Genomic DNA, 15,772 nt, shown 5'->3' with positions numbered 1-15,772 from the left:
ACGGGTATTACTGGTGTCATGGAACACAACGAGCACGACGCCGGCCTCGGACCGTCGGTACCCGGGACGAGCGGGGCAGCCCCAACCGAACCGCCGCCCACGACGACGCCGACCGTCGGTGATGTGCTCGTCGCCATCGAAGAGCTGTGGCCGGAGAGCCTCGCGGAGAGCTGGGATGCCGTCGGCCTCGTTGCCGGACGCTCGGGCAATCGTGTCGACAAGATCCTGTTCACTGTCGACCCCACGGCCGCCGTCCTAGACGAGGCGCTTGGCTGGGGGGCGACGATGATCGTCTCGCACCATCCCCTCCTCCTCAAGCCCGTATCGACGGTCGCGGCGTCCGGGTTCAAGGGCGACGCGATCCATCGCCTCATCGAGGCGGGCTGCGCTTTGGTCACGGTGCACACGAATGGCGATAGTGCGGTCGGGGGCGTGTCCGATGTGCTCGCCGATGCCCTTGGTCTCCAGGACATCGAACCGCTGACCCGGGCAGCGGAGGGCCTGCCTGAGGAGGGGATCGGACGCGTAGGGAACCTCGAGTCCGCCGTGGCCCTCGGGGTCTTCGCCGAATCCGTGTTCTCGATCCTGCCGGCCGTGGCCGGCGGGGTGCGGGTCGCAGGTGACAAGGATGCACTGGTGCGCCGCATTGCAGTGTGCGGTGGCGCGGGGGACTCGCTGTTCGACCGAGTCCGCTCCAGCCGCGCGGATGTCTATGTGACGGCCGACCTGCGGCACCATCCCGCGTCGGAGGTGCGGGAGGCGGCCGGGGGAGCGACGCCGTACCTGATCGACGTGTCACACTTCGGCAGCGAGTGGCTGTGGCTCACGCCTGCGGCCGACGCCCTGGCCAACGTCCTCTCCGATCAGGGGTTCAGCACCGACATCCGCGTGAGCGGTGTCAATACCGACCCCTGGGACTTCGTCCTCACCCCCGGCCGCTGACACTCCGATGCGCGCTCACGGCTGCCCCGCCTGGCACCTTGGCTGGTGCCCCGCCTGACCCCTCGAGCAGCTGACGTGGCCTAGGCTTGAGCGACGCCCACGCCCGCTCGTCGTGCGCCATCCAACCATTTTGGAGGTTTAATCGTGGCCAAGGCTGCACCTGAGGAACAACTCCGCCTGCTGGACCTGCAGGCCCTCGACTCGACCCTCAACAAGCTTGCCCGCAGGGCGACCGCCGCGCGCAGCAACCCCGAGCTCGGGATTGTGGCGTCACGTGTGGCGGAGGTCGACGGCGAGCTGGTGCGAGCCACCACCGAACTCGGCGACCTCGAACGCGAACTGACCCGCGCGGAGGACGAGGTGCAGGCAGTCGTGACACGGCTCGAACGCGATGACAAACGACTCAACAGCGGTACGGGGACCTCCAAGGACCTGACGGCCCTGCAGCACGAAGTGGCTTCGCTCACGAAGCGGCGTTCAGACCTCGAGGACGTGGAGCTCGACGTGATGGAGCGCGTCGAATCGGCGCGAACGGCCCGGGCCGAAGAGCAGGGTCGGACCAACGCCGTGCGCGAGGAACTGCGTGCCCTCGAAGAGGCGCGCGACGCAGAGCTCGCCGAGATCGAGGCACAGCGCGGGAAGGTGCAGGCGCAGCGCAACGAACTCGCCGCAACCTTCGATACCGCGCTTCTGGCGATCTACGAGCGGATCCTCGCACGGCGCGGCGTCGGAGCAGCACGGTTGTTCCACGGCAAGTCGGAAGGCTCCGGAATGCAGCTGAGCCCCGGTGACCTGGCCGACATCTCGGGCGCTGCACCGGACGATATCGTCCTGTGCCCCGACTCGGGGTGCATCCTGATCCGCTCGAGTGACTGGGGGAACCAGCAGCCGTGACGGATCAGCAGTTGTTCGACCCCTATGAGCGCGACGACAGAAGTACGGAGGGTGCGCCCCCACGCCTCATCGTCGAGGCCGACGGCGGGTCCCGGGGCAATCCCGGGCACGCCGGCTACGGAGCGCTCGTGCGCGATCCCGACACGGGACGGATCCTGATGGAGAAGGCCGCCTACATCGGCAAGGCCTCCAACAACGTCGCGGAGTACTCGGGCCTGGTGTCCGGACTGGAGTTGGCGCGGGACATCAACCCGACGGCGTCCGTGCACGTCAAGATGGACTCCAAGCTGGTCGTCGAGCAGATGTCCGGCCGGTGGCAGATCAAGCACGCGGACATGCGCGTCCTCGCGGCGAAGGCGCGGAAGGTCCTCGATCCGCGGCGCGTGACCTACGAATGGATACCGCGTGAGCGCAACAAGGATGCCGACCGCCTGTCGAACGAGGGGATGGATGCAGGCATGGCGGGGGTGGAATGGAAGCCGCGACGTGTCGCCGAGCCGCAGCAGGAAGCTGTGGCGCTGTCCGACGAGCCCCGTCCCGCAGGCAGGCTCCACCACGTAGAGGTGTGGACGAAGGACCTGAAGGGGGCTGACGCGAGCCTCGGCTGGTTGCTCGAGCGTTTGGGCTTTCCCCGCAGGGAAGCCTGGGACACCGGCACCAGCTTCGGCTCGGACCAATTCTACGTAGTTCTGGAAAGCGGCCCCGATGTCGCCGACGGTGCCTACGATCGTCGTCGCCCCGGTGTCAACCACCTCGCCTTCAGCGCCGGTTCCCGTGCCGACGTCGATCTGCTGACGCGCCGCGCTGCAAGCCACGGCTGGTCGCTGCTGTTCCCGGATCGCCATCCCTTCGCCGGAGGCCCCGACCACTACGCCGCCTACCTGGAGAATGAAGAGGGGTTCGAGGTGGAACTGGTCGCCGACTGACAGTCCGTGTTCGGCGGCTGTCAAGCGGCTTCGGTCGGTCGTCAGGCGCTGGTCAGCCGGTCGTCAGTCGAGCAGGATATTGAGCTGGGCGGGCTTCCTGCTCGTTGCAGGCTCCAGCTCCGCGGCCCATTTCTCATGCGTTGCGCGAAGCAGGGCAGCAGGAGTCGAGGGTGCCGACCCGCGCCGGGTGAGGAGGTGCCGGGCCAGTTCGCCCCGCGTGTGCTTGGCGAAATGCGAGACGACCGTTCGCTTGCCACCGCGGAACTGGAACACATTGACAGCGGCGGTCTGCTGCGGCGGCGGAGCCCAGGCTGCCGTGTATGTGCTGGAGCGGCAGTCGACGACCAGCTTTGAACCGGCGTGCTCGAGCAGCGGAGCCGAGAGGTGCTTCCTCCAGTAGGCGGCGAGCCGGCCCGTGCCGGGAAGATCGACCGACATCGACAGGCGGTAGGCGGGAATACGGTCACCGAAACCGAGGGCCCCCCACAGGCCTGACACGACGACGCACTGCTCCCTCGCCTTCTTCTTCTGCACCGGGGTCATGCGTGCGTAACCGAGGGCGTCGTAGAGGACTCCGGAGTACACGTCGTGCGCGGGGGCGGCTGGTGCCTCATCGAGGATCAGGTTCCGCCGTACGTCCTCGGAGAGCGACGCACCGACCCCGAGGAGAGCGTGGGCGTCAGCTGTCCCGCTCGCGGTCCTCAGCGCGTCGAGCACGCTCCTCCTAGCCTCATTCAGAACGGGAAAGTGCAGTTCCTGCAGGATGAACGGCTCGCCCTTGCGGGCGGCGGACTTGCCTTCTGAGGGAGGGAGCAGGATCAGCACCAATCAACTGTATCCAACTCCGTCGACAGTCCCGCGCGACATCGCCCGGAGGCAAAGCGTCCTCCACCCATGGGGCCGGACAGGACAGAACACCGCCTAGAATGGACGACGGATGGGTCGACCAGGCGGCCGCGTTGGACGGTGCGCGAGCACCCGCTCCACCGAGGAACGTCCGGGCTCCGCAGGGCAGGGTGGTGGGTAACGCCCACTCGGGGTAACCCGCAGGCCAGTGCCACAGAAAAGAGACCGCTCCTTCGCAGGCTTCGGCATGCAGGGGAGTAAGGGTGAAAAGGCGGTGTAAGAGACCACCAGCGTGCCGGGTGACCGGCACGGCTCGGTAAACCCCACCCGGAGCAAGGCCAGACAGTGCGCGATCGAGGGCTGCCCGCCCGAGTGCACGGGTAGGCCGCTGGAGGGCGTCGGCAACGGCGTTCGTAGATGGATGGCCGCCACTCGCGCGACGGCAACGGCGTGCGATGACAGAACCCGGCGTATCGGTCGACCCATCCCTCGACCGGCCTAGTAGGACGCTGATTACGGCGTTTCTCCCGGAAACGCTGGCAATTTCCCCGTCTGCTGATGGGCGGAATTGACCGGTAGCGGTGGGAAGTGGATCACCCAGATCTCACCCCGATCCTCTCCGTAATCCGCACGGCCCGAGCTGTCGATGTCCCCGGACGTACCCCGTGGGGAGGTCCGCCGGCTGGCAGGTCGCCTGACGTCGCGAGGACGTATATCTGCGACTGGGAGAGCGCCAACTCCTCAGCGACATCAGTCAGGGTCATGAAGCGGCGCTGGGTGGTCAGGGTGACGATCCTCGTGGGACTTCGGTTGAGGACAGGAGCACTTTCAGGATGGTCGTCAGTGATCCCGGCCGAGGTCGCTCAGGGCTGGCCGAGCTGCGGCCCGAATCTGCCGGCGAGCAAAGGAGCAGCGTGCTCGTTGAACATCCAGAGGAGTTTGTGTCGCTTACCGTCTGTCATCGCAACATTCAGCCGTGATGTGCTGAGTCCCAGCCGTAGATCTACGTTCGCGATGTGCTTGAGGGGCAGCATGAGAGTGCGCTGCGGATGAGCCGCGATCTGTCGCTCCCATTGATCCGCATCGACGTCCATCGAGGCGCCTGGCTTGAGCCGGTTCTCACCGAATTTCCTGTCAGCTGCTTCGACGGCTTTCAGAGCGAGGATGCCCCCTGCCACCATGGCCCCGCCCATTGCTCCGCCGAGTGCAGCGGAACGCAGCGTGAGTCCGCGCCGACCGATTCTGACGAGGTGATCTGGAGTGAGCCACAGTTCGCCGTAACCCCAATTCATCCATCCGGTGGTGCATGGGTCCGAGAGAAGGGAAACGTTCATGACGGCGTGCCACCTGTGGCATCCGTAGGCACAGCAGAAGTGTCGAACATGGTTCCCCCAAGGTTGGTCTCATGTAGTGAGAGTCACCGTAATGCTAGACGCGAGTCATTCATGGGTGGTCAGTCGCGCCGTGTCAGCTCACGTTTCCAGGATGCCACTGCTGGCACGTACGCTCCCGGTTCTGGGTCAGAACAAGCGGTACGCCGAGCATTGCGGCCGCTTGATCTGGTTCCTTGAGCCCACACCGATGCATGGAGAGGGCTGGGTATGGCGCAACGCCGTGACATCCGCAGCGCAGCCCTGATCTACTCTGAGCGAATGGATATAGGACGGCCGAAATGGGTAGCGATCTGCTTCATCGTCGGTGCTTCCATGATTGCCTGCACACTCGCAGCATGGCGTCTTGGTTGGGGCACGAATGGCAGCGGTGAGGCCCCGGATCTATGGCTCGCCGCATTGTTCTTCGGCGGGGCTGCGCTGCTGCTGGTCGTTCTTGTTCAGAAATTGGTTTCGGCGTTCAGATCGAAGAGCGACTAGCCGTCGCGGTTCGGCCTCTTTACTTCCACCTGCCGGCGCCGGACGACGTTCGCGTTCACCCAAACCTCACGGGCATCGAGTATTCGACCCACTCGCCCAGGACCATGCTGTTCGTCCAGTCCATCGCAAAGCCCTTCACCGTCTGCGAGTGGCCGTCAGAATAGACCAGGTCACACCAGATGGGCGAGGAGTTTCGCTCCGTCGCCGTGACACCCGCTGTGGGTTCGGGGAGGCCGATGGGTGGAAGGAACTTGTCCTGGAAGGCGGGATGCCGTGCCAGCCTGGGCGGGGTGCGCGTTCCATCCCCGCCACCGGAGCGGCCACCACCGACACGACAATCGCTACACTTCGAAAATGGATGCCCTAAGGAACTATGTCGACGACTATCTCCAGCGAACGGATCCGAATCAAAGGCTCGAGCATCAGGGCCTGGCGTTCCTCGTGCTTGGCGGAGCCTGCATCCTGGTGGTGCTGACACTCATGCTCCGCTAGCTCGCACGAGGCAGTAGAGCTCTACCTGATGAAGGGTCGGGGCTCTACTGCACGACGTCGGTCCTGATGTCAGCGAGAACTCCTGCAGTCACCGCGAGCAGCGTCAGTGCACCTCACCGACCTGGTCGCCCCAGCTGGGCGCGGCGGGCCGGCCGGTCAGGGCGTCGAGGACCTTTCGCGCCGTCCTCATGTAATCGCGGAAGTCGAACTCGTCCCCACGGCTGTAGATCCTGCCGAGAGTGAAGGCGATGCGCTCGACCGTCTCGTCGTCGACCTTGACCCGGTGAATGCCGTGCTGGGCGTCGATGGCATCCGCGGCGGTGATGGCTGCGGTTATGCGGTCGAGCGAGTTTGCGTCGGAGGCGCCAGTGAACGCGTCGAGAGCTGGGATTACCCTCGCATCGAGGGGTGCTCGCTCGGTAGGGAGTTCGATGGTCATCGGACTACCTTACGTTCGTGGCTGGCGGCGACGAGATCCTGTCGCTCCGTGTCGGCTAGCACGCAGTGACGAAAGTGCCCCGCACTCCGAAGAGAAAAGGGCATCACTGCGCTCAGCCGGCTTCACGGAAGGCAGGATCACCCGCAGGGGGATCATCGAAGCAGTACGCCGGCTCTCCGCCAAGGAAAAACGAGGCGCAGGCCAGTGCTGATCGCCGGGGGCATGTCACCGGTGGCTGTCGCGCACCGGCTGGGGCGCAAGGACGCCAACGAGACGCTCTCCACGTACAGCCGTCTGTGGCACGATGACGACACCCGGGCGGCCCCGCCGACCGATCGGGTTATTACCCTCTGTTCGGCGGTTCTCGCCCCAGTCTCACCCGAGCTGGCATTACCGCAGGTGAGAAGCAGACGGGGTAGATACCCGGCATATCGGTCGACCCATCCCACTACCGACCCTCTCGGCGGCAGCGCGGCGAGAGCCGGGCCGCGCTCTCGGCCCGGCGACAACCCACGGCTCTCCCGGCGCGTCAGACGTTGTTCCGGAGCAGTCGTCGGCCTAATCTTGGAACACCGCCGCGGGTCTCGTACGCAAGCGCGACGGTAGGAACGGGTCGGCCTACTGCTGGGGCATTTGGGGCTGGCCCGTTCACCTCCCTACATCCCATGGGCGGATCGAACACGCCCCGGGCGTGAAACGGTCCCCCGTACCCGGTCTCAGAAGGTAGGGGGACCGCCCGGCGTCTATAGCCGCCTCGGGAGAGCATCGACCGCAATCATGCTGGGGGGAACGATCGCGGGAAGCTCTCCCATATCCATGGTCCACTCCTCCTAGGGTTCGGGCAATCGAAACAGGTATCGCTAAGCCGAGGGAGAAACCGGGAACTTTCAGAAGGGATCACCAGATCATTGCTGAAACGAACCATTGTCGGCGCAGGCCCTCCAAACGTCAAGGGTGGCGGATGAGCTATCTACGATTGGCCAGAAGCGTCCGTTCACCCTACCCGGCCTCGGTTAGGGTGATCGGATGAGCGCTGGGGGCATCAAAGAGCAACGTCTTTTCGCGCGCAATCGGAACTTTCGCGCTCTCCTGGTGTCGAGCACCTCGGGTGTCCTGGGAAACGCCGTCGCAGCCGTGGCGCTACCGATCATCGCCGCTGTGGAATTGCAGGCCAGTAATTTCGAGGTCGCCGCCCTCGCCGGTATGACCTTTCTCCCGTGGCTGATCCTCGGCCTACTGATCGGCGTCTGGGTGGACCGCCTTCCACGCAAGCCCGTCATGATGGCCGCGCTCGCCGTTCGCGTGGTCGTCCTCGGTGTCCTGCCCCTTGGATACTGGCTCGGCTTCCTGAGTACGCCGCTGCTGTTCGGTGTGGCATTCATCGCCGGGGTGGCCTCCGTGTTCTTCCAACTGGCCGACGCCGCCCTGGTGCAGCAGGCGGTGACACCGGATGAACTCATGGAGGGCAATGGCCTCATCACGGGGTCCGGCGCCGCCGCCGACGCCGCCGGGAGAGCAATGGCCGGGTGGCTCACGAGTTTTGCGGGTGCCTCCAATACCCTCCTGGTCCAGCTCGCGGCATCGATCGTGTCGCTCTTCGCGGTACAGCGTCTCGACGTCAAAGAAGTCGTCCAGCCGCCGACCAAGCGGCCGATCGTCCGTGAGATGGCCGATGGCCTTCGCTACACGTTCAGCACCGCGCCCCTCCGCGCCCTGCTCTTCAACGCCGCCCTCTGGAACCTCGGCGGCAACATCGCCGCCTCCCTCATCGTCCTGCTGGTGCTGAGGACGCTGGGAGAATCCGAAGTGTGGCTCGGACTCCTGCTTGCGGCAGCCTCACTCGGGGGAGCGGTAGGCGGCGTCACCGCGAACTGGATGGGCGAACGCTTCGGGTCCGGGCCATTGTGGCGCTGGTCCATGGTGCCGGGCGTCCTGGGCTACGGCTCGCTGCTGGTCCTCTCACCCGGCTGGGGGATGCTGTGGGGGGTTGCGGGTATGTTCGTGATGGGCGCGAGCGTCTCATGGAACATCGTGGTGGGCTCGAGTTTTCGCCAGCGCGTCTGTCCTCCCGGCATGATGGGGCGGCTGGGAGCGGCATCCCGCACCGTGAGTTGGGGGATGCTGGCCCTCGCCAGCCTGACAGCCGGTGTGCTCGCGGAAACCGTCGGCATCCGTCAGGCGATCCTCGTCGGTGTCGTCATCGCGTGTACGGCGCCGCTCGTGGCCCTGCTGGGTCCGCTGCGTGGTGTCACGCGCCTCGAGGACCTCGCCGAGGCACCCGCGCCCGTCCCGCGCGAGGAAGCACCGAAAGGCTCGCTGTAGAACTTCCCCGGGCCCGTCCTCGAACAACCTGGACCGGGGATCTGCCGGCCCTACCTGCGCGGGATCAGTGCCCGAAGGGGTCCGGATCGACGCCCGGCATCCACGTCAACCCAGGGATGCCCCAGCCATTGTTCTTCATGGCTTTCCTGGCTCTACGTGTGTACTTGGCGTTGAGCCGGTCCACGTAGAGCCTGCCGTCAAGATGGTCGTACTCGTGCTGCATGCATCGGGCGAACCATCCGGTGGCCTCGAACTCAACAGGGGACCCGTCGCCGTCGAAGCCCGTCACGCGCGTCCACTCGGCACGCTTGAGCGGAAAGGCTTCGCCCGGTACGGAGAGGCAGCCCTCCGCCTCCTCCTCCGGGTCAGGGTCCGACCCCGGCACCTTGGAGGTGACCAGCGTCGGGTTGACGAGGACGCCGCGCGGCGGGACGTCGTCGTCGTTCTCCATGCCGTACACGAAGATGCGCAGTCCCACGCCGATCTGCGGAGCCGCGAGGCCCACGCCGTTCGCGGTGTCCATCGTCTCGAACAGGTCGGCGATCAGGGCCCGCAACTCATCATCGAAAGCCTCGACGGGGCGGGCTCGCCGGTGCAGGACCGGTTCCCCCATGATGGTGATGGGATGGACAGTCATGGCATCTACCTGTTCTGCGGGGATCGGCCTGCGATGGAGCGGCCTATGGACTCGCGCATGATCTCGCTGGTTCCGCCGAAGATCGTCAGCAGCCGCGCGGCCAGGAACGCCTGCGAAACCGGGTACTCGAGAATGTAGCCGTACCCGCCGTGGAGCTGGAGGCAGCGGTCGGTGATCGATTTCGCCCGCTCGCTCGCCCACAGCTTGGCCTGGGCCGCGGCAGTGGGGGTCAGGGCGCCGGCATTGAAGGCGAGCACCGACTGATCGACGAAGGTCTCCGTCACCTCCACCTCGGTCAGGATGTCCGCGAGGACGTGACGGGTGTTCTGGAAATCGAGCACCCTTTCCCCGAAGGCACTGCGCTCGGTGACATACCGGAGGGTCTGCTCATAGGTGGCTCGGGCGAGGGCCGCGGACGCGACGGCGATCCCGAGCCGACCCTGGGGTATCTGCTCCAGACTGTAGCGCAGGCCCTGGCCAACCTCGCCCACGAGGTCGGATCCCGGCACCCGGACGTTGTCGAAGAACAACTCCGCCGTGTCCGAGGCGCGAAGTCCCATCTTGTCGAGCTGGCGGCCGGGGGTGTAGCCCTCGCCTCTGCTCACCATGAAGAGGGAGAAGGAATCGCTGGAACCGCGCCCGGTGCTGCCATCGGTCCTGGCGAGAACGAGGGATGCGTCACCGCTGATCCCGTTGCCGATGAAGACCTTCTGCCCGCTGATGAGCCAGTCATCACCGTCGCGGACCGCCTTGGTCCTGATGCCGCGCAGATCGCTGCCGGCACCCGGCTCCGTCCAGGCACACGACGTCACGATCTCCCCGGAGACCATGCCGGGCAGCCACCGCTCCTTGAGGTCCTCGGAGCCGTACGCGAGAAGGTGGGGCAGAACGAGGTCGTCGTGCAGGTGGAAGGCCAGACCTACGGCCAGGTGGTTGCTGCGCGCGAATTCCTCGTCGAGGACCGAGCGGAAGCGGTAGTCGGGCATGCCCGCACCACCGAATTCCTCGGGCACAGCCAGACCGAGGAGACCCTGCTCGCCTGCGGCTGTCCATACGGACCGGTCCATCATGTGTTGCCGGTCCCACTCCGCGTAGTGGGGCGCCACGGCGCGGTCGTTGAATTCACGGGCGACGTCGCGGAAGAGCTCGTGATCCTCATCGAACACTGTGCGTTCCATGGTGCGGGGTCCTTCGTTGCTGTCGGACCGGTGGCGGCGCAGACCTTGACGGCGTGCCACCCCGGGCACGGGCGTGCTGGGGCCGTAAATACGGATGCCGTCCCGGACGATCTCCGGGACGGCATCCATGGTCGGGAACGATCCCGACGACTGAGGGTGAGTAACGGGGGTTGAACCCGCGACCTCCTGGACCACAACCAGGCGCTCTGCCAACTGAGCTATACCCACCATGCGACTTCATCGGTAGCCTGCGGAAAGACTTCCCGTCAGGCTGTCCGGGGAAGGCAGCGGATACAAGTTTACACACAATTCATCGTGCTCAGGACAGGCCAGGTCGGCCGCAGTCCAGGAGGTCAGGACGTGATGGTACGAGCGATGGCCTTGCTGGTGGCGGAGTCCGGTCCGGGCGCGGGCACGAAGACAGCGGCCCGGTAATAGCGGAGTTCCCTGATCGAGTCCTCGATGTCCCCGAGCGCCCTGTGACCGCCCGTCTTCGGTGGCGACTGGAAGTAGGCGCGGGTATACCAGCGGCGCGCGAGTTCCTTGATGGTCGAGACGTCGATGATCCGGTAGTGCAGGTGATCGACCACGAGGGGCATGTCGCGAAGGAGGAAGTTCCGGTCCGTGCCGACGGAGTTGCCGGCGAGCTGCGCCTTGCGGGGCTCCGGCACGTGCTTGCGGATGTAGTCGAGGACCTGCTGCTCCGCGTCCTCCATGGTGATGCCGCCGTCGAGTTCCTCGAGGAGCCCGGACGTCGTGTGCATGGTCCGCACGAAGTCACCCATCTGTGCCAGCGCCTCGGGCGTCGGCTTGATCACGAGATCGACCCCATCGCCCAGGATGTTGAGCTCGGCATCGGTCACGAGGACGGCCACTTCGATCAGGGCGTCATGGGCGAGGTCCAGCCCCGTCATCTCGCAATCGATCCAGACGATGTGTTCACTCGATATCGGCATCCGACCAATCTACAGTCCAGCACCGACGCGCCTGATCGCCCATCACGCGAGCCGTGAATCCGCGCCGTCGTGCACGCTCCCCGTCTGTCTGTCGCCGCGCGGGCTCCTGTGCTGCCTATGGGGCGAGGGACGATGCCGATGCTAATATTCGAACAGTTCGCTCAGGGCTGCGGGGAGATCTGGGTAACCCTGCTGCTTCCGGCAAGGGCATTGCATACCGCAGTGTGCCCGTCGTCAGGCCTTGATCGGTCGGCGGCCTGAGGACATGGGCGTTCGACGCCGACTCATGCCTGCCGACGATTGGATCTCCCAGATGCCCGCCCAGCTCCCGCTCACACAGGTCGAGACGCAGCCGGGCCTGAATCGTCCGAACGTCGCGATCGTGCAGGGCTTCATCGGTTCCCTGATGATGTGGATGGGCTCCCTCGGGGTCGGCTGGTTGTCCCTCGCGTCGGCGGACCTCAGACGCAATCCCATCATCATCTGGCTTCGTTTCGAACCCGCGGGCGCAGTGCTGTCCGTCCTGCTCCTGGCCGTGGGCGGGATGCTCCTGATCCGTGCGTGGCTGCGGCTGGGTCAACGACTGAATGGCTGGTCGGACGAGACGCGGCCGTACATCATGAAGGCGATCATCGCCTGGACGGTGCCGCTGGCCGCATGCCTGCCCCTGTTCAGTCGGGATGTCTTCGCCTACATCGCCCAGGGCCAGGTCATGGTCGCCGGGCTCAATCCGTACGTGGACGGCTACTCGCAGATCTCCAACTACCTGCAGATCGGCGCCGATGATCTCTGGGCGCAGAGCGCGACACCCTACGGACCCGTCTTCCTGTGGATCGAGGAGGGCATCGTGAGGATCACGGGCGGCAACCCGGATACCTCTATCATCCTGTTCAGGGTTGTGGCGCTCATCGGCGTCGCGCTGTGCGTCTACTTCATTCCGAAGCTGGCGGAACTGCATTCGATCAACGCGAACCGCGCACTGTGGCTGACGGCCGCGAACCCGCTGTTCCTCATCAACTTCGTCGCTGCCATCCATAACGACTCCCTGATGATCGGTCTGGCGCTGGCCGGCCTGTATTTCTCGGCGACCAAGCGGCCCCTGCTCGGCATCCTGCTGATCACACTGTCGGTAGGCGTCAAACCGATCACGTTGATCTTCCTGCCGTTCATCGGGCTGATGTGGGCCGGCAAGGGAGCGTCGTGGCCGCGGAAGTTCCTCTACTGGTTCATGACGGCCGGCCTGTGCCTGGGCATCCTTTGGCTCATGGGGCTCGTGAACACCTTCGGGTTCGGCTGGGTGGGAGCGCTCAGCACCCCTGGCAGCGTCTGGATCTGGTACGCCCCAATCGGCTTCATCGGTCTCGTCATCGCAACCCTCGGCAATGCCCTCGGACTGAGCGGCTGGGACCTCGCCAACGCCTTCCATACCCTCGCCCGCGTGGCCTCCCTCGTGATCATCGCGGTCCAGGTCTTCAGGGGCGATCACAGTCGCCTCGTCCGACGCCTGGCCTTTGCGTTCGCGGCTATCGTCCTGCTGGCTCCCATGATCCAGTCCTGGTACGTCGTCTGGCTCATCCCGCTGTTCGCCGTCACCGGTATCCGGGACGACTGGCAGGTGAAGTTCATGTACATCACGGTGGCTTTCTTCATGGTCTACGCGATCTCCGACCAGCTGGACATCTTCCCCTACTTCGATCTCAGCCTGGCGGTGGCGCGTCAGGTCGCAGCCCTCGTCGCCCTCGGCTTCGCGCTCTACCTCGTTTTCATCGACCCCAGCACGAAGGTGCTTTTCCGTCGGCGCTACAGCCCCCTGGCTCCGGGTCAGCTGCACTAGTAGTCGGCCGGTGCCGGCGTCGAGCCCTTCCCCGGACAGGTCCCGACATGCAGGACCGGCGCGTAACGGCGATACTGAGGGGATGATCGATATAGGAACGACGACGTACAGCGGCGAGTACGAGATTACCGATTGGGTTGCGGAACCGTACGTGGAGCCAGGCAGCACCGGTGAGCTCTCAAGGGTCCGGGCCGCGAAGGTCTTCGAGGGCGAGATCAGCGGGACGAGCACGGCGGAACTGCTGATGGCAGGTAACGACATCGGTGCAGGCTACGTGGCGTCCGAACAGTTCGTCGGCAGGATCGGCGAGCGCACGGGGGCGATGACTGTGCAGCACTGGGGCGTCGCCGAGGGTGCGGACGCAGCGAGCTCCGGGCACATCATCCCCGGGTCGGGCACCGAAGGTCTTTCCGGTATCTCCGGCAAAGCCGTCTATTCACAGGATCCGGATGGTCAGCACCGGCTCGAGTTGAGAGTCACCTTCCCCGCGATCGAGGAGTAGCCGCCCTGCCGCGGGGGAGCCGCAGGATGTACCGACCCCGGTCGGTGGAGCGGGCCATAGTAAACTGGGGTCACTGCCTCCGTAGCTCAGGGGATAGAGCAGGGGCCTTCTAATCCTCTGGTCGCAGGTTCGAATCCTGCCGGGGGCACCCTCGAAGCGGCTCTGACTAGGCCTTATGTCTCGTCAGGGCCGCTCTCCTTTTTTGCCTGACTGGTGCGATCCACCGGATACCCACCGAAAACACGACGCCGTCGGTGTTTCTGTCGGCCGAGTACGTTGCCATTGTCATCTTCGGCCTGTGCGGCGGCAATGAAGTCATCTGTAGCGTCATCGACTGCTTCCCAGGTGGCCTGACTAAGGTCATCCGCATACTCGTAAACGCGGTCCATCAGATCGGAAATGCTCTGCTTCACGGGTTCGGAGGCAAGCAGCTGGGCCCGCACGGATGCCTTATTGATCGGACCTCTCTCCTCAGCGTCGAGGTCGCCAGCGGTTGACTCTGGTAGTAGGACATCCGGAATGACCAGCATGAAGTGCATGATCGCATCGGTGAGCTCGCTGTAGGCATCGGTGCGACGCAGTCTCAAGTCGGCGCCTACCTGATGCACGAGAAGGCGTTCCTGCAGTGTCCGCTCACGCCGATTCGTAATCGACTGCGTGAGCAGGATTCCTGCGAAACCGAGGATCGCGACGATGACGGTGCCCCACGAGTCGCCGATTTGAGAGATGACGTCAGAGACGGCGGGACCCACAGCGGGGGGAACTGGCGCGGGAGTGATCAAAGCGTCTCGTCTCTGGTACCGAATGTCTGAAGAATCTGGCTCATATCAGGGGCGTCGTGCACGCGCTGTACATAATGCGTGCGGGTCACCTGCTCACTGGAATGCCCGAGCTGCGCCGACGCCGCTGCCATGCCCTCCGAGGCCGCGAGGATCGTCCCTACGGCCTTTCGGAACGTGTGCGGCGTAACCCACGAGAAGCCGAGCTCGTCACGCGCCGAGCGCCACTGCTTCCGGAAGTTGTTGGGATCCCGCAGCGTCCCCGTCGAGGACGGAAAGACGACGTCCCAAGCGTTGCCAGCGCTCTGCTGCACCTGACGTCGCAAGAGCATCTCAACGGCGAACGGGGGGAGCACGTAGCGCTGCCGGGAGTTCGTGCTCTTCGGGTGCTCCTGCAGCGTGAGCCCTTTACCGCTGACGTGAATGACCGTCCCGTTGACTGTGAGCGTGGGGCGCTTCGGGCTGAGGTCGATGTCGCTCCAGCGCACCGCCAGTGCCTCTCCAATGCGGGCCCCGGTCGCGAGCATGACGTCTACGACGTCGAGGAGGTCGGTCGGACGCGGCCGACCACGCGCAGGCTTCGAGGTCTGCCACAGGTGCAGGCCTGCCCGAAGAGCGTGCACTTCCTCGATCCCAAGCGCCTTTACCTCGCTCTTGGTTGCCGCGATCGCCGCAACGTCCCGCAGGGGGTTCAACTCGAGTGCACCGTGGCGTGCGGCGAGCCCCAGCATGCCCGAGAGGACCGTCTTGCACAGCTTCGCCGTGGCGGCGCCATGCTGGGCCGTCATGGTCTTCAGGAAGCGGTCCAGGATGCTGACCGAAGCCTCACGGATCTTCAAACCGCCAACACCGGGGAGTACGTAGGCGTCCAGCACCTCGCGGTAGCGTCTCCGTGTGTTCTGTGCGCGGTCCATCTGCTCGAACTCGGTCCACCAGACGACCGAGAGCTTCGAGAGCCGCATATCGGCTGTGACGTCCTCGCCGGCAGGTGCTGCACGATCCAGCAGCGTAGCTATGAGCAGACGCTCCGCTCGCGCGCCACGATCGGCTTTCGACGTCGCTGCGGCTCGCACCTCCACCTTGCGTGTGATGCCGTCGAAGTCTCGGAAGCGAGCCATGGCGCGCCAGACGCCGGGAGAGACTTGATCGCGGCT

At 65.2% G+C, this 15,772-nt stretch carries 16 protein-coding genes, 2 tRNA genes and 1 other RNA gene; 10 read left to right on the top strand and 9 right to left on the bottom strand.

Going from position 1 to position 15,772, the window contains the following annotated elements; translation table 11 throughout:
* Positions 1-18: 18 nt before the first annotated feature.
* The 3 genes from D6T63_RS04335 to D6T63_RS04325 all read left to right on the top strand — a co-directional run bounded on the left by D6T63_RS04335 (position 19) and on the right by D6T63_RS04325 (position 2,762).
* Positions 19-942 (top strand): Nif3-like dinuclear metal center hexameric protein, encoded by a 924-nt coding sequence (locus D6T63_RS04335; protein ID WP_120147798.1) that lies wholly within the window; start codon positions 19-21, stop codon positions 940-942.
* Between the two features lie 144 nt (positions 943-1,086).
* Entirely contained in the window at positions 1,087-1,836 is a 750-nt protein-coding gene (locus D6T63_RS04330; RefSeq protein ID WP_120147797.1) for a zinc ribbon domain-containing protein, read from the top strand.
* Positions 1,833-2,762 (top strand): reverse transcriptase-like protein, encoded by a 930-nt coding sequence (locus D6T63_RS04325; RefSeq protein WP_235830547.1) that lies wholly within the window; start codon positions 1,833-1,835, stop codon positions 2,760-2,762. Before D6T63_RS04330 ends, D6T63_RS04325 begins: the two co-directional genes overlap by 4 nt.
* 63 nt (positions 2,763-2,825) lie before the next feature.
* Here D6T63_RS04325 and D6T63_RS04320 read toward each other — a convergent pair whose 3' ends face one another.
* Entirely contained in the window at positions 2,826-3,587 is a 762-nt protein-coding gene (locus tag D6T63_RS04320; protein WP_120147796.1) for a YaaA family protein, read from the bottom strand.
* 113 nt (positions 3,588-3,700) lie between these two features.
* Here D6T63_RS04320 and rnpB point away from each other — a divergent pair.
* An RNA gene (gene rnpB / locus D6T63_RS04315) (RNase P RNA component class A) lies at positions 3,701-4,097 on the top strand.
* 374 nt (positions 4,098-4,471) lie between these two features.
* On the opposite strand, the gene D6T63_RS04310 is transcribed toward rnpB, so the two are convergent.
* Positions 4,472-4,900: a hypothetical protein gene (locus D6T63_RS04310; RefSeq protein ID WP_147394300.1), complete on the bottom strand. Its 429-nt coding sequence runs from the start codon at positions 4,898-4,900 to the stop codon at positions 4,472-4,474.
* A gap of 309 nt (positions 4,901-5,209) precedes the next feature.
* Between D6T63_RS04310 and D6T63_RS04305 the strand changes: the two genes are divergently transcribed.
* Both D6T63_RS04305 and D6T63_RS19135 read left to right on the top strand, forming a co-directional pair.
* Complete coding sequence (locus tag D6T63_RS04305; RefSeq protein ID WP_120147794.1) at positions 5,210-5,479, top strand: hypothetical protein; 270 nt, start codon at positions 5,210-5,212, stop codon at positions 5,477-5,479.
* Positions 5,480-5,833: 354 nt separating this feature from the next.
* Positions 5,834-5,971, top strand: a complete 138-nt coding sequence (locus tag D6T63_RS19135; RefSeq protein WP_182976869.1) for a hypothetical protein — start codon at positions 5,834-5,836, stop codon at positions 5,969-5,971.
* 103 nt (positions 5,972-6,074) lie between these two features.
* Here the strand turns inward: D6T63_RS19135 and D6T63_RS04295 are convergent, their stop codons facing one another.
* The gene (locus D6T63_RS04295) at positions 6,075-6,410 is read right to left on the bottom strand and encodes a hypothetical protein (protein WP_120147792.1); all 336 of its coding nucleotides are present in this window, start codon (positions 6,408-6,410) and stop codon (positions 6,075-6,077) included.
* A gap of 1,026 nt (positions 6,411-7,436) precedes the next feature.
* Here D6T63_RS04295 and D6T63_RS04290 point away from each other — a divergent pair.
* Positions 7,437-8,732, top strand: a complete 1,296-nt coding sequence (locus D6T63_RS04290; RefSeq protein WP_120147791.1) for an MFS transporter — start codon at positions 7,437-7,439, stop codon at positions 8,730-8,732.
* 64 nt (positions 8,733-8,796) lie between these two features.
* Here D6T63_RS04290 and def read toward each other — a convergent pair whose 3' ends face one another.
* The 4 genes from def to orn all read right to left on the bottom strand — a co-directional run bounded on the left by def (position 8,797) and on the right by orn (position 11,503).
* Positions 8,797-9,369 (bottom strand): peptide deformylase, encoded by a 573-nt coding sequence (def, locus tag D6T63_RS04285; RefSeq protein ID WP_120147790.1) that lies wholly within the window; start codon positions 9,367-9,369, stop codon positions 8,797-8,799.
* A 5-nt stretch (positions 9,370-9,374) separates the two neighbouring features.
* The gene (locus D6T63_RS04280; RefSeq protein WP_120148044.1) at positions 9,375-10,547 is read right to left on the bottom strand and encodes an acyl-CoA dehydrogenase family protein; all 1,173 of its coding nucleotides are present in this window, start codon (positions 10,545-10,547) and stop codon (positions 9,375-9,377) included.
* Positions 10,548-10,702: 155 nt separating this feature from the next.
* A tRNA-His gene (locus D6T63_RS04275) sits at positions 10,703-10,775 on the bottom strand.
* A gap of 125 nt (positions 10,776-10,900) precedes the next feature.
* Positions 10,901-11,503, bottom strand: a complete 603-nt coding sequence (orn, locus tag D6T63_RS04270; protein ID WP_120147789.1) for an oligoribonuclease — start codon at positions 11,501-11,503, stop codon at positions 10,901-10,903.
* A gap of 286 nt (positions 11,504-11,789) precedes the next feature.
* Here orn and mptB point away from each other — a divergent pair, with 286 nt between their 5' ends.
* From mptB to D6T63_RS04255, 3 genes are all read left to right on the top strand, one after another.
* Positions 11,790-13,337 carry a polyprenol phosphomannose-dependent alpha 1,6 mannosyltransferase MptB gene (gene mptB / locus D6T63_RS04265; RefSeq protein ID WP_235830546.1) on the top strand — a complete coding sequence of 516 codons (1,548 nt, stop codon included), beginning with the start codon at positions 11,790-11,792 and terminating at the stop codon, positions 13,335-13,337.
* 82 nt (positions 13,338-13,419) lie between these two features.
* A complete protein-coding gene (locus tag D6T63_RS04260) occupies positions 13,420-13,839 on the top strand; it encodes a DUF3224 domain-containing protein (protein ID WP_120147788.1) in 420 nt (139 codons plus the stop codon).
* 75 nt (positions 13,840-13,914) lie between these two features.
* Positions 13,915-13,987 (top strand) — tRNA-Arg (locus D6T63_RS04255).
* Positions 13,988-14,012: 25 nt separating this feature from the next.
* Here the strand turns inward: D6T63_RS04255 and D6T63_RS04250 are convergent.
* On the bottom strand, positions 14,013-14,621 hold the full coding sequence (locus D6T63_RS04250; RefSeq protein WP_182976868.1) for a hypothetical protein: 609 nt from the start codon (positions 14,619-14,621) through the stop codon (positions 14,013-14,015).
* Complete coding sequence (locus D6T63_RS04245) at positions 14,618-15,736, bottom strand: tyrosine-type recombinase/integrase (RefSeq protein ID WP_182976867.1); 1,119 nt, start codon at positions 15,734-15,736, stop codon at positions 14,618-14,620. The genes D6T63_RS04250 and D6T63_RS04245 overlap by 4 nt, the downstream gene beginning before the upstream one ends.
* Between the last annotated feature and the right edge of the window lie 36 nt (positions 15,737-15,772).

The sequence above is a fragment of the Arthrobacter cheniae genome, assembly GCF_003602275.1.
GTDB classification, from domain to species: domain Bacteria; phylum Actinomycetota; class Actinomycetes; order Actinomycetales; family Micrococcaceae; genus Arthrobacter_D; species Arthrobacter_D cheniae.
Note: the sequence above shows the minus strand (reverse complement) of the source record. Positions and strands in the feature narration are given on the sequence as shown.

Excerpts from the sequence above, each read along its gene's own strand:
- D6T63_RS04335 (WP_120147798.1), top strand. The coding sequence starts at position 19 with ATGGAACACAACGAGCACGACGCCGGCCTCGGACCGTCGGTACCCGGG.
- D6T63_RS04310 (WP_147394300.1), bottom strand. The coding sequence starts at position 4,900 with ATGAATTGGGGTTACGGCGAACTGTGGCTCACTCCAGATCACCTCGTC.
- D6T63_RS04305 (WP_120147794.1), top strand. The coding sequence starts at position 5,210 with ATGGCGCAACGCCGTGACATCCGCAGCGCAGCCCTGATCTACTCTGAG.
- D6T63_RS19135 (WP_182976869.1), top strand. The coding sequence starts at position 5,834 with ATGGATGCCCTAAGGAACTATGTCGACGACTATCTCCAGCGAACGGAT.
- D6T63_RS04295 (WP_120147792.1), bottom strand. The coding sequence starts at position 6,410 with ATGACCATCGAACTCCCTACCGAGCGAGCACCCCTCGATGCGAGGGTA.
- D6T63_RS04290 (WP_120147791.1), top strand. The coding sequence starts at position 7,437 with ATGAGCGCTGGGGGCATCAAAGAGCAACGTCTTTTCGCGCGCAATCGG.
- def (WP_120147790.1), bottom strand. The coding sequence starts at position 9,369 with ATGACTGTCCATCCCATCACCATCATGGGGGAACCGGTCCTGCACCGG.
- D6T63_RS04280 (WP_120148044.1), bottom strand. The coding sequence starts at position 10,547 with ATGGAACGCACAGTGTTCGATGAGGATCACGAGCTCTTCCGCGACGTC.
- orn (WP_120147789.1), bottom strand. The coding sequence starts at position 11,503 with ATGCCGATATCGAGTGAACACATCGTCTGGATCGATTGCGAGATGACG.
- mptB (WP_235830546.1), top strand. The coding sequence starts at position 11,790 with ATGCCTGCCGACGATTGGATCTCCCAGATGCCCGCCCAGCTCCCGCTC.
- D6T63_RS04260 (WP_120147788.1), top strand. The coding sequence starts at position 13,420 with ATGATCGATATAGGAACGACGACGTACAGCGGCGAGTACGAGATTACC.
- D6T63_RS04245 (WP_182976867.1), bottom strand. The coding sequence starts at position 15,736 with ATGGCTCGCTTCCGAGACTTCGACGGCATCACACGCAAGGTGGAGGTG.